Here is a 12,319-nt window from a genome sequence, read left to right on the forward strand (position 1 = left end):
ACACTGCACCCAGTCTGCGCGTCGCGTGTGTGGCCTACAAGCCTCGCGGGCGCGGCTGGCACTTCGGGCAGCTGTAGGAGGACCTGTTCATGAACTTCTCCCGCCGGATGGGCGCACCGCAGCGCGGGCAGGGCAGGTCCTCGCGACCATAGGCGGACAGCGATCGGTCGAAGTAGCCGGACTCCCCGTTCACGTTGACGTACAGCGCATCGAACGAGGTTCCGCCCTGCGCCAGCGCCTCGCCCATCACGTCGGTCACCGAGTCGAGCAGCAGACGGACCTGCCTGCGGGACAGCCGGTCCGCCGGCCTGTTCCCGTGAATCGCGCTGCGCCACAACGCCTCGTCGGCATAGATGTTGCCGACCCCGGACAACACCGTCTGGTCGAGGAGGACACGCTTGATCTCGCTGCGCTTGCCGCGGATCGCCGCGACCACCGCGTCGGGGTCGAACTCGGGGTCGAGGGGATCCCGAGCGATATGAGCCACCGGCTCGGGCAGCGCGGTGCCGCCCACCTCCACCATCGAGGCGAGCGCCCAGCCGCCGAAGGTGCGCTGATCCACGAAGCGGAGTTCGGTGCCGTTGTCCAGCGCGGCCAGGATCCGCAGGTGCTTCTCACGGGCCGCGCTCGGCGGCTGGACCAGCATCTGGCCACTCATCCCGAGATGGACCACCACGGCCAGGTCACCGGGTGCCACCTCGAGCCAGAGGTACTTGCCGCGACGACTGGCGCCCGTGACCGCGAGGCCGGTCAGTTGGGCCGCGAGGTCGTGACCGCCGAGGACGTGACGCCGCACCGCGCGCGGATGCAGGACCTCGACGGCATCGATCCGGGACCCGACGACGTGAGCCGCGAGCCCGCGCCGGACCACCTCGACCTCGGGCAGCTCCGGCACGGCGTCAGCCGTCCTGGTCGGAGTCGCCCTCCGAGAGGGACTTCCAGGCGGTACTGGCCGCCTTCTGCTCGGCTTCCTTCTTCGAGCGCCCGACACCGACACCGAGCGGGCTCCCCGCGACCACCACGGTCGCGGTGAACTCCTTGTCGTGATCGGGCCCGGTCGCGCTGATCTCGTAGACCGGCACACCCGCACCGCGCTCCGCGGTCAGCTCCTGAAGGCTGGTCTTCCAGTCGAGGCCCGCGCCCAGCTTGGGTGCGCGCTCGAGGAGGTCGCCGAACAACGACAGCACCACGGTCCGTGCGACGTCGATGCCGTGCTGGAGGTGCACCGCACCGAGCAGGGACTCCATCCCGTCGGCCAGGATGCTCGCCTTACCGCGGCCCCCGGTCATCTCTTCGCCCTTGCCGAGCAGCAGATGTGCGCCGAGGCCACCATCGCCGAGGCCGCGGGCGACCTCCGCGAGGGCGTGCATGTTGACGATGCTGGCCCTGATCTTGGCGAGTTCGCCCTCGGACTTGTCCGGATGCGAGATGTAGAGCTTCTCGGTGATGGTGAGTCCGAGCACGGAATCGCCGAGGAACTCGAGCCGCTCGTTCGTCGGCAACCCGCCGTTCTCGTACGCGTACGAGCGGTGGGTCAACGCGAGCGTGAGCAGCGATTCGTCCAGGACAACGCCAAGAGCGGCGAGGAGGGAATCGTGCTCCCCCTCGCCGCCGGCGGGTGCTGCGTTACTACTACTTGTCACTGCGCGACTAGACCGCAGCGGTGACCTGACGACCCTTGTAGGTGCCGCAGGAGGGGCACGCAATGTGGGGCAGCGTCTTCTCGCCACAGCCACGGTTCGGGCAGGTGATGAGGGTGGGCGCAGTGGTCTTCCACTGGCTGCGACGCGACCTGGTGTTGGATCGCGACATTCTGCGCTTGGGGACAGCCACTTCTACTTCTCCTCGGCTTCGGTGTTCACACGACTCGTGCTGGGCTGGGATGATGCATCCTCAGCGTCGAACTTCCCCGCGAGGGCAGCCCAGCGAGGATCAAGTATCTCATGCCCATGCCCAGATTCTGCAATCGCCAGGCGAACCCCACATTCGGGGCACAGTCCCTGGCAATCTTCGCTGCACAACGGCTGCAGCGGAAGTTCTAGCCCGGCCGCGTCGACGATGACCGGCTCGAGGTCGATCAGGTCGTCGACGATGCGGTAGACCTCATCCTCTTCGGTGGTCGCCTCGGTGGTGCTGTCCGGGTAGGCGAACAGCTCCGTCAGGTAGATGTCCAGCTCGCCCGCGAACGGTTCGAGGCAGCGCGAGCACTCCCCCTCGGTGGCCGCACGGACGGTGCCGGTGACCAGCACTCCCTCCGAGACGGATTCCAGGCGCAGGTCGAGTTCGACCTCGCCGCCGACCGGCACCGCGACCAGGTCGAGGCCGATCCGGGAGGCGGTGGGGACCGTGCGGGTGACCGTGGTCATCGACCCGGGGCGACGTCCGAGGCTGAGGGTGTCCAGCACGAAGCCACCGACCTGCGGACGGTGCGAGGTGGAGCGGTGGGAGGACACGCGACATCGCTTTCGTTCAAGCAACTGACAAGAATGGGCAACCACCCCAGGGTACGCGATATCGACCGGCGGCCGAAATCGAGGAACCCGGGCCGACTCAGCGACGACGCGCGGCGTGCCGATCCTCCGGCTCGTCGTAGTCGGGGATCCCGGATCCGGTGCGCAGCTGCTGGCGGCCCCGGCCCACCGAGCGGATGGTCCCGGAGAGGAACTCCTCGAACTCCGCGAGCTTGCCGTCGACGTACAGGTCGCACTCGCCCCGCAGTCGGTCCGACTCCGCGTGCGCCGAATCGATGACACGCGCCGACTCGGCGTGCGCGGCCTGCACCACCTCGGTCTGCGACACCAGCCGCTCCTGCTCGGCGCGGCCGTCCGTGACCGACCGGTCGTGCGCGGCGCGGCCGGATTCGACCAGGCGCTCCGTCTCCGCCGCGGCCCGTCCGGTGAGGGTGTCGTACTCGTGCTGCCCCTCCGCGATGGTTCGGTCGGCCTCCTCGCGCGCGTCGGCGACCAGTTCCTCGGCGTGCGCCTGCGCCTCGGAGACCATTCGGTCGGCCTTCGCCTTGGCGTCGGCGAGGATCCGGTCGGCGTCGGCGCGCGATTCGGACAGGGTGGCCGCAGCCTCCGCGTCGGCGCTCGTGACTGCCTTCTCGGCGTGCGCGCGGGCGTCACCGACGAGCTTGTCCCGGTGGTCGAGCACATCCTGCGCGTCGTCGAGTTCGCCGGGAATCGCCTCGCGAACGTCGTCGAGGAGCTCGAGCACATCGCCGCGGGGCACCACGCACCCCGCCGTCATCGGGACCCCGCGCGCCTCTTCCACGATCGCGACGAGCTCGTCGAGCGCCTCGAATACCCGGTACACGCCAAACCCCAATCGTCGACGACGGCTTACCGAACCAGTCTGCCCGTCGCGCCGCCCACGGGCGCGCCGCCACGCCCGGTGTGTCGAGGATCTACTGCTCCGCGGCGCGTTCGGCCAGCCGGGCCAGCAACCGCTCGTGCACCTTCGCGGGCACCATGTCCGCGACGTCGCCGCCGTAGGTCGCGACCTCCTTGACCAGCGAGCTGGAGAGGTAGCTGTAGCGCGGGTTCGTCGCGATGAAGAGAGTGTCGACGCCGGTGAGCTTGTGGTTCATCTGCGCCATCTGCAGCTCGTAGTCGAAATCGTTGGCACCGCGCAGGCCCTTGACGATCGCGCTGGCGCCGTTGGCCTTTGCGTAGTCGACGAGCAGTCCCTGCCAGGCATCGACCCGCACGTTCGGCAGATCCGCGATGGCCTCGCGCAGCATCTCGAGGCGTTCGTCGATGGTGAACAGCCCCTTCTTGTTCTTGTTCACCATCACCGTGACGATGACCTCGTCGAACTGGACCGCCACCCGGCCGATCACGTCGAGATGCCCGTTGGTGATGGGATCGAAGGACCCGGGGCAGACCGCACTGCTCATGACTGCAGACCGTAACAGGCGATCTCGATCCGGGTCTCGCCGTACTTGCGCACCCGGTCCGCGGACAGGCCCGCCGGCCACACCGTTTCCGGCGATCGCGAGGACCGCTCGAGCACGACGAGTGAGTCCTCGCCGATCCAGCCACCGGAGACCAACGCGCCCAGCACCGATCCGACCTCGTCCTCGCCCATCGCGTACGGGGGGTCCAGGAAGACCAGGTCGTACTCGCGGTCGGGACTGCCCGCGACAACCGCCGCCACCGGCGCGGACCGCACCACCGCGCCCGGCAAGCCGAGTGTCGCCACGTTCTCGCGCGCCACCGCGGCGGCCTTCGCGTCCGACTCGACCAGCACGACGTGCTCGGCCCCCCGCGAGAGTGCCTCCAGCCCAAGCGCTCCCGAGCCGGCGAACAGGTCCAGCACCGAAGCACCGTCGAGGTGCATGCGGGCGTCGAGCGAACTGAACAACGCCTCCCGCACCCGTTCCGAGGTGGGCCGGGTGCCCTTGGGCGGGACCCGGAGCCGGCGCCCACCCGCGGCGCCGGCCACGATCCGGGTCACTGCGGTCCGTCCTCCTCCGTCGACACGAGGGAGATCACGGCCAAGAGGTCGCCGCCCTCGACCTGCTGGACCGGAGCGATCGCGAGCCTGCTCACGACGCCTCCGCGGGTGGCGGTGATCGCCGCCTCCATCTTCATCGCCTCGATCGTCGCGATGGTGTCGCCAGCGGAAACCTTCTGTCCCTCGGCGACGACGAGGGTCACGACGCCGGCGAACGGCGCGGCGACGTGACCGGGGTTGCCCCGGTCCGCCTTCTCCGCCGCGGGGATCTCGCTGGCGATCGAGCGGTCGCGCACGGACACCGGACGCAACTGGCCGTTGAGGATGCACATCACCGTGCGCATGCCGCGCTCGTCGGGTTCGGAGATCGCCTCCAGCCCGATGAGCAGGTCGACGCCGGGTGCCAGCTCGACACGGTGCTCCTCGCCGCGGCGCAGGCCGTAGAAGAACTGGTTCGCCGACAGCCTCGAGGTGTCGCCGTACTTCTCGCGGTGCTCGAGGAACTCGCGGGTGGGGCCGGGGAACAGCAGCCGGTTCAGGGTGCCACGACGCTCATCCGGGGATCCGTCGAGTCCGGCCTGGTCCTCCGCGGTCAGCGGCGTCTCGGGCTTCGCGTCGCCGCGGCCCTCGAGCGCCCTGGTGCGGAACGGCTCGGGCCAGCCACCGGCCGGGTTGCCCAGCTCGCCCCGCAGGAACCCGATCACGGACTCCGGGATGTCGTACCCCGCGGGGTTCTCCGCGAACTCGTCGGTCGAGACCCCCGCGCCGACGAGATGCAGCGCCAGGTCGCCGACCACCTTGGAGGACGGGGTCACCTTCACCAGGCGGCCGAGCATCCGGTCCGCCGCCGCGTACTTCGCCTCGACCTCCTCGAACTGGTCCCCCAGCCCGAGCGCGATGGCCTGCTGGCGCAGGTTCGACAGCTGACCGCCCGGGATCTCGTGCGTGTAGACGCGACCGGTGGGGGCGGGCAGCCCGGACTCGAACGGCGCGTACACCTTTCGCAGCGCCTCCCAGTACGGCTCGAGGTCGCAGACGGCCTGCAGGTCCAGGCCCGTGTCGCGCGGCGTGTGGGCGGCGGCCGCGACGATCGCCGACAGCGCCGGCTGGCTGGTCGTGCCCGCGAGCGCGGCGCTGGCACCGTCGACGGCGTCGGCCCCCGCCTGCCACGCCGCCAGGTAGGTGGCCAGCTGGCCGCCCGGGGTGTCGTGGGTGTGCACGTGCACGGGCAGGTCGAAGTTGCTGCGCAGCGCCGACACCAGGGTGGTGGCCGCCGGAGCGCGCAGCAGCCCGGCCATGTCCTTGATGGCCAGCACGTGGGCGCCCGCGTCCACGATCTGCTCCGCCAGCTTCAGGTAGTAGTCGAGGGTGTAGAGGTCCTCGTTCGGGTTCGACAGGTCACCGGTGTAGCTCATCGCGACCTCGGCGACCGCCGTGCCGGTCTCGCGGACCGCGTCGATGGCCGGCCGCATCTGGTCGACATTGTTGAGCGCGTCAAAGATCCGGAAGATGTCCACGCCCGTCGAGGTGGCCTCGCGCACGAACGCGCGGGTGACGGTCTCGGGGTAGGGCGTATAGCCGACGGTGTTGCGCCCGCGCAGCAGCATCTGCAGGCAGATGTTCGGCATCGCCTCGCGCAGCGCGGCGAGCCGCTCCCACGGGTCCTCGTGCAGGAAGCGCAGCGCGACGTCGTAGGTCGCGCCGCCCCAGGCCTCCACCGACAGCAGCTCGGGCGTCATCCGGGCGACGTGCCCGGCGACGTCGAGCAGGCCGCCGGTGCGCACCCGGGTCGCGAGCAACGACTGGTGCGCGTCGCGGAAGGTGGTGTCGGTGACGCCGAGCGCGTCCTGCGCCCGCAGCGCGGCGGCGAACCCCTCGGGACCGAGCTCCACCAGCCGCTGCTTCGAACCCGCGGGCGGCGGTGTGGTCAGGTCGATCTTGGGCAGCTTGTCGTGCGCGTAGATCGTCGTGGGCCGTTCGCCGTGTGGCTTGTTGACAGTCACGTCGGCGAGGTAGGTCAGGATCTTGGTGCCGCGGTCCGCGGACGCCCTCGAGGTCAGCAGGGCCGGGCGCTCCTCGATGAACGAGGTCGTCACGTTGCCCGCCCGGAAGTCCGGGTCGTCGAGGACGGCCTGCAGGAACGGGATGTTCGTGGCCACGCCGCGGATCCGGAACTCGGTCACGGCCCGTCGCGCCCTGGCGACGGCGGCGGGCAGGTCCCGGCCGCGACAGGTGAGCTTGACCAGCATCGAGTCGAAGTAGGCGCCGACCTCGGCGCCCAGGTTCGCGCCGCCGTCGAGGCGCACGCCTGCGCCGCCGGGGGTCCGGTACGCGGTGATCCGGCCGGTGTCGGGGCGGAATCCGTTGGCCGGGTCCTCGGTGGTGATGCGCAGCTGCAGTGCCGCGCCGCGGAGCTTGATCGAGTCCTGGGACAGCCCGAGGTCTGCCAGCGTCTCGCCGGAGGCGATCCGGAGCTGGGCCTGGACCAGGTCGACGTCCGTCACCTCCTCGGTGACGGTGTGCTCGACCTGGATGCGCGGGTTCATCTCGATGAAGACGTGGTTGCCGCGGGTGTCGAGGAGGAACTCGACGGTGCCGGCGCAGCTGTAGTTGATCTCCTTGGCGAAGGCGACCGCGTCGGCGCAGATCCGCGCGCGCAGCTCCTCCGGCAGGTTCGGCGCGGGCGCCAGCTCGATCACCTTCTGGTGACGTCGCTGCACGCTGCAGTCTCGCTCGAACAGGTGGATGACATTGCCCTGACCGTCGGCCAGGATCTGCACCTCGATGTGCCGCGGGTCGACCACGGCCTGCTCGAGGAACACGGTGGCGTCACCGAAGGCGGACTCCGCCTCCCTGGCCGCGGCCTCGATCGCCTCACGCAGCTGAGCGCGCTCGCCGACGCGGCGCATGCCGCGACCACCGCCACCCGCGACCGCCTTGACGAACAGCGGGAACTGCATGGACTCGGCGGCGGCGAGCAGCTCGTCCACGTTCGCGGAGGGCTCCGACGAGGAGAGCACGGGGAGGCCGGCGGCCTTCGCGGCGGCGATCGCGCGGGCCTTGTTGCCGGTCAGCTCGAGCACCTCGGCGGACGGGCCGACAAAGGTGATGCCCTCGGCGGCACAGGCCGCGGCGAGGTCCGGATTCTCAGAGAGGAAGCCGTAACCGGGGTAGATGGCATCGGCGCCCGCCTTCTTCGCCGCCGCGACGATCTCGGCGATCGACAGGTAGGCCCGGACCGGGTGCCCCTCCTCCCCGATCTGGTAACTCTCGTCAGCCTTCAGACGGTGGACCGAGTTGCGGTCCTCGTACGGAAAGACAGCTACGGTTCCCGCGCCCAGCTCGTAGGAGGCACGGAACGCCCTGATCGCGATTTCCCCGCGATTGGCAACCAAAACTTTTGAGAACATCGCTGAAAATTACCCTTGCTCTCGTACCGCTCGCCGGACGGCGTCCTAGCATCCGGGAAATTTCCGCATACTCGACCCGCTGTAACGATGCAGTACGCTACCGGCCCCCACCTCACAGGACTACGGCACCCGCCGTGAACTGCGGATTCGACTTCTTCTCGGCCGCCTTCGCAGGGTTCGCCGATGGCCCGAACCGCGGGCGAACGCCTCCGCAGCGGGCTGGTCGATCGCTCCCGGTCCGCCTCATATACTCGGCAGTGCAATCGGTCCGCCCGGTGTGGTCGTGAGGAGCCCCGAAGTCCCCGCCCGGCGTCGAAGCACGTGTCCCTGTCGACAGGGACACGTGTGAGAGGGAACCCGGTGAGAATCCGGGACTGTCCCGCAGCGGTATGCAGGAACGACCGCCGTCATCACGCACTGGACGCACGTCTGGGAAGCGACGGCCACTAGGACCGGTGTCGATCACCGGGCGCCTGCGAGTCCGAAGACCTGCCGACTGCGTCGGGCACGCCGTGCCCGACGGTCCACCGCCTCGTGGAATGGGCGAGTAGATCGGATCGGTGCTGACCGCTGCCCGCATGTGGGCGCCACACAGGGCTCGGTTCGTGCTCTTCGTCTGCCGGTGGTGGCCGCCTAAGCTGTCAGCAACTGGAGAACACCGTGACATCCACCTTCACCGCAACCGTGCTGGGCTCCCCGCGCATCGGCCCCCGCCGCGAACTCAAGAAGGCCGTCGAGTCCTACTGGGCCGGCAGGCTCGACGCTTCCGCGCTCGACGCCGTCGCGCGGGACCTGCGCACACAGAGCTGGACCGATCTGCGCGATGCCGGGATCGATTCCGTTCCGGTCAACGTCTTCTCGTACTACGACCAGATGCTCGACACCGCCGCGATGCTCGGCGCGCTACCGGAACGGGTCGCCGGGGAGCCGACGGCGCTGGACCGCTACTTCGCCGCGGCCCGCGGCACCGCCACCATCACCCCGCTCGAGATGACGAAGTGGTTCGACACCAACTACCACTACCTGGTCCCGGAGATCACCGCCTCGACGCGGTTCACCCTCGACCCCTCGAAGGTGCTGGGCGAGGTGGCGGAGGCGCAGGCCCTCGGCATCGCACCTCGGCCGGTGCTGATCGGACCGGTCACCTTCCTGCTCTTGTCGAAGGCGACCGACTTCGAGTCGTCGCTCCTCTCCCGCGTCGGGGAGCTGCTCCCTCTGTACGCCGCGCTGCTCGGGCTGCTGGTGGACGCAGGCGTCGAGTGGGTCCAGATCGACGAGCCCGGGCTGGTCGCCGATCGCACGGAGTCCGAGATCGCGACCGCGACCGCGGGCGAGGTGTACCGGGCGCTGTCCGCGCTCGAACACCGGCCCGCGATCCTGCTCGCCTCCTACTTCGGCGACCTCGGCGCCGCGCTGCCCACACTGGCGAGGACCGGCGTCGAGGGACTGGCGATCGACCTCGTCGCCGGTGACCCGGAGACGCTGGCCGGGATCCCCGAACTGGCGGGCAAACACCTCGTCGCCGGGATCGTCGACGGGCGGAACATCTGGCGCAACGGCCTGGCCGAATCCCTGACGACCCTCGAAACCCTGCGTGAGAGTGTCGGTTCGGTCGCGGTCTCCACCTCCTGCTCCCTGCTGCACGTGCCGTACTCGCTCGAGAGCGAGACCGGATTCGACGACGCGCTGCGGTCCTGGCTGGCCTTCGGATCCGAGAAGGTGCGCGAGGTGACCACCCTCGCGACCGGCCTGCGTTCCGGTCGCGAGGCCGTCGCCGCGGAGCTGGCGCAGGCAGCGGCTGCCCAGGCCACCCGGGCGGCCGATCCCCGGCTGCACGACCAGGCGATCCGGAAGCGACTCGCCACCCTGCGGGCGTCCGACGACGGACGCAGTCCCGCCGCGGAGCGTCGCGAGGTGCAGGCGGCCGTCCTGCCGCTGCCGCAACTGCCCACCACCACGATCGGCTCGTACCCGCAGACGACCGCGATCCGGGTGGCCAGGGCCGCGCTGCGGAAGGGCGAGATCGACGAGGCCGAGTACGTCCGCCGGATGCGCGGCGAGGTGGCCGATGTGATCGCCCTTCAGGAACGGCTGGGCCTCGACGTGCTGGTGCACGGCGAGCCCGAGCGCAACGACATGGTGCAGTATTTCGCCGAACAGCTCGACGGCTTCTTCGCCACCTCAAACGGGTGGGTGCAGTCCTACGGGACCCGTTGCGTGCGACCGCCGATCCTGTTCGGCGACGTTCGTCGACCGCAGCCGATGACGGTCGAGTGGACCTCTTACGCGCAGTCGCTGACGGCCAAGCCGGTCAAGGGCATGCTCACCGGACCGGTGACGATCCTGGCGTGGTCGTTCGTCCGTGACGACCAGCCACTGTCCGAGTCGGCCGACCAGGTGGCGCTCGCGATCCGCGACGAGACCGTCGACCTGGAGGCCGCGGGTGCCCAGGTGATCCAGGTGGACGAACCGGCGCTGCGCGAGCTGTTGCCGCTGCGGGCGGCGGATCAGCCCGCCTACCTCGACTGGTCGGTCGGAGCGTTCCGGCTGGCCACCTCCGGGGTCGCCGACGCGACCGCGGTCCACACCCACCTGTGCTACTCGGAGTTCGGCGAGGTGATCGGAGCGATCGCCGGCCTGGACGCCGACGTCACCTCCATCGAGGCGGCGCGCTCACGCATGGAGATCCTCGACGACCTCAACTCGGTCGGTTTCGATCTCGGTGTCGGCCCCGGTGTCTACGACATCCACTCCCCCAGGGTGCCCTCGGTCGAGGAGATCGCCGATTCGCTGCGTGCCGCACTGAGGGCCGTTCCGGTGGAGCGGCTCTGGGTCAACCCCGACTGCGGACTGAAGACCCGCGGCCGGGCCGAGGTCGAGGCGTCGCTGCGCAACCTGGTCGCCGCGACCGAACTGGTTCGAGCCGAGCTCTAGGCCGGCGCCGCACCCGCGCCCGCGCCCACCATGGCGGGCGCGGGTGCGGCTACGCGTGCGGGTAGGGCAGGTGGCCGCTGCTGTCCTCGTTCACCAGGACCGACCGCCCCAACTGCGGGAACGCCCGCTGTGCGCAGGCGGGGCGGTCGCACACCTTGCAGCCCGCGCCGATCGGCACGATCGTGGCCGGGTCGTCGGTCTGGATTCCGTGCGAGTACACCATCCGATCGGCGTAGGCGATATCGCAGCCGAGCCCGATCGCGAAGTTGCGTTCGGGCGCCAGGTAGCCGAGGCCGCCGCTGTGCGTGGTCCGCGCCACCCACAGATAGGTTCGCCCGTCGGGCATCTTCGCCACCTGGGTGTGGATCCGGCCTGGGTTGCCGAAGGCCTCGTGGACCACCCACAACGGGCAGCTCCCGCCCACCCGGGAGAAATGAAAGGCGGTGGCGGACTGGCGTTTGGAGATGTTCCCGGCGCGATCGGTGCGGACGAAGAAGAACGGGACCCCGCGCTGGCGGTGCCGCTGCAGCGTGGACAGCCGGTGGCAGATGGTCTCGAAGCCGACCTCGAACTTGAGGCTGAGCAGGTCGATGTCGTAGCGCAACGACTCGGCCGAGTCCAGGAACTGGCTGTACGGCAGGATCAGTGCTCCGGCGAAGTAGTGCGCCAGTCCGATCCGCGCCAGTGCCGCCGATTCGGCACTCAGCGAATCATCCTCCGCGACAATGGCGTCGATCGTCTCCGCCTGCGTCAGGAAGGCGAGCTGCATCGCGATCTGGAAGGCGCGCTGACCCGCGGTGAGCCGCCGCGCGAGCGTGAGGGTCGACCGTCCCGCGTCATAGAAACGCTTGGGACCCAATTGATCCGGTTCGTCGGTCCGGATCCGGACCGTGACGCCGTGCCGATCGCGCATCAGCCTCGCGAGCTGCAGATCGAGCGCGCCGATGGTGAGCTCGTTACGGGTGAACATCTGCTCCGCGGCGTCGTCGAGCCGGGCGATGTGATTGCGACGATCGTAGAAGAAGTCGCGAACCTCCTCGTACGGCATCGGAACGCGCGCGGACCCGGCCGACGCCTCCCCGGACAGTTGCGCCGAGAACTGGTCCAGCTGATCGGTCGCCGCGTGCAGGCGGCGGTGCAGCGTCACCAGGGTTCGGCCCACCGCGGGCATGCGGGCCACCAACTCGTCCAACTCCGCGAGCGAGACGTCACCGGACTCGGACGTCTCCGCCAGCGCCTGATGGACATCGGCGACCAGGCGCGCATCGGAGTCCGCCGCGAAGAACTGGACGTCGAGATCGAACTCGGCGTTGAGCTTGAGGAGCACCGGCACCGTGAGCGGGCGCTGGTCGTTCTCGAGCTGGTTGACGTAGCTCGGCGAGAGCCCCAGCGTCTTGGCGAGCGCCAGCTGCGAGAGTTGCCGTTCGTCGCGGAGCCGCCGCAGTCGGGCTCCGGCGTACATCTTCTTCATCGATCTCCTCCTCGCTCGCCAGGTGAGGGTACCGCGCACCGATTCA

10 protein-coding genes and 1 riboswitch are annotated in these 12,319 nt (G+C 69.7%); of the genes, 1 reads left to right on the forward strand and 9 read right to left on the reverse strand.

The window, feature by feature from the left end:
* Nucleotides 1–34 precede the first annotated feature (34 nt).
* The 8 genes from mutM to ACFQS9_RS05245 all read right to left on the reverse strand — a co-directional run bounded on the left by mutM (nt 35) and on the right by ACFQS9_RS05245 (nt 7,868).
* A complete protein-coding gene (gene mutM / locus ACFQS9_RS05210; RefSeq protein WP_378402257.1) occupies nt 35–895 on the reverse strand; it encodes a bifunctional DNA-formamidopyrimidine glycosylase/DNA-(apurinic or apyrimidinic site) lyase in 861 nt (286 codons plus the stop codon).
* Nucleotides 896–899: 4 nt separating this feature from the next.
* Nucleotides 900–1,643, reverse strand: coding sequence for a ribonuclease III (rnc, locus tag ACFQS9_RS05215; RefSeq protein WP_378402259.1), 744 nt, complete (start codon nt 1,641–1,643; stop codon nt 900–902).
* A gap of 7 nt (nt 1,644–1,650) precedes the next feature.
* On the reverse strand, nt 1,651–1,833 hold the full coding sequence (gene rpmF / locus ACFQS9_RS05220; RefSeq protein ID WP_137799096.1) for a 50S ribosomal protein L32: 183 nt from the start codon (nt 1,831–1,833) through the stop codon (nt 1,651–1,653).
* 2 nt (nt 1,834–1,835) lie between these two features.
* Entirely contained in the window at nt 1,836–2,453 is a 618-nt protein-coding gene (locus tag ACFQS9_RS05225; protein ID WP_378402261.1) for a YceD family protein, read from the reverse strand.
* 97 nt (nt 2,454–2,550) lie between these two features.
* Nucleotides 2,551–3,315: a DivIVA domain-containing protein gene (locus ACFQS9_RS05230; RefSeq protein WP_378402263.1), complete on the reverse strand. Its 765-nt coding sequence runs from the start codon at nt 3,313–3,315 to the stop codon at nt 2,551–2,553.
* 91 nt (nt 3,316–3,406) lie between these two features.
* Complete coding sequence (gene coaD, locus ACFQS9_RS05235; protein ID WP_378402265.1) at nt 3,407–3,898, reverse strand: pantetheine-phosphate adenylyltransferase; 492 nt, start codon at nt 3,896–3,898, stop codon at nt 3,407–3,409.
* Entirely contained in the window at nt 3,895–4,458 is a 564-nt protein-coding gene (rsmD, locus tag ACFQS9_RS05240; RefSeq protein ID WP_378402267.1) for a 16S rRNA (guanine(966)-N(2))-methyltransferase RsmD, read from the reverse strand. Before rsmD ends, coaD begins: the two co-directional genes overlap by 4 nt.
* Complete coding sequence (locus ACFQS9_RS05245; protein WP_378402268.1) at nt 4,455–7,868, reverse strand: pyruvate carboxylase; 3,414 nt, start codon at nt 7,866–7,868, stop codon at nt 4,455–4,457. Before ACFQS9_RS05245 ends, rsmD begins: the two co-directional genes overlap by 4 nt.
* A gap of 314 nt (nt 7,869–8,182) precedes the next feature.
* Nucleotides 8,183–8,379, forward strand: a riboswitch (cobalamin riboswitch).
* A 149-nt stretch (nt 8,380–8,528) separates the two neighbouring features.
* On the opposite strand from ACFQS9_RS05245, the gene metE reads away from it, so the two are divergent.
* Nucleotides 8,529–10,802 (forward strand): 5-methyltetrahydropteroyltriglutamate--homocysteine S-methyltransferase, encoded by a 2,274-nt coding sequence (metE, locus tag ACFQS9_RS05250; RefSeq protein WP_378402270.1) that lies wholly within the window; start codon nt 8,529–8,531, stop codon nt 10,800–10,802.
* A 49-nt stretch (nt 10,803–10,851) separates the two neighbouring features.
* Here the strand turns inward: metE and ACFQS9_RS05255 are convergent, their stop codons facing one another.
* Nucleotides 10,852–12,273 (reverse strand): short-chain fatty acyl-CoA regulator family protein, encoded by a 1,422-nt coding sequence (locus tag ACFQS9_RS05255; RefSeq protein ID WP_378402272.1) that lies wholly within the window; start codon nt 12,271–12,273, stop codon nt 10,852–10,854.
* Nucleotides 12,274–12,319: the final 46 nt, after the last annotated feature.

Origin of the sequence: Rhodococcus daqingensis (genome assembly GCF_042665615.1) — a bacterium.
Classification (GTDB): domain Bacteria; phylum Actinomycetota; class Actinomycetes; order Mycobacteriales; family Mycobacteriaceae; genus Rhodococcus_G; species Rhodococcus_G daqingensis.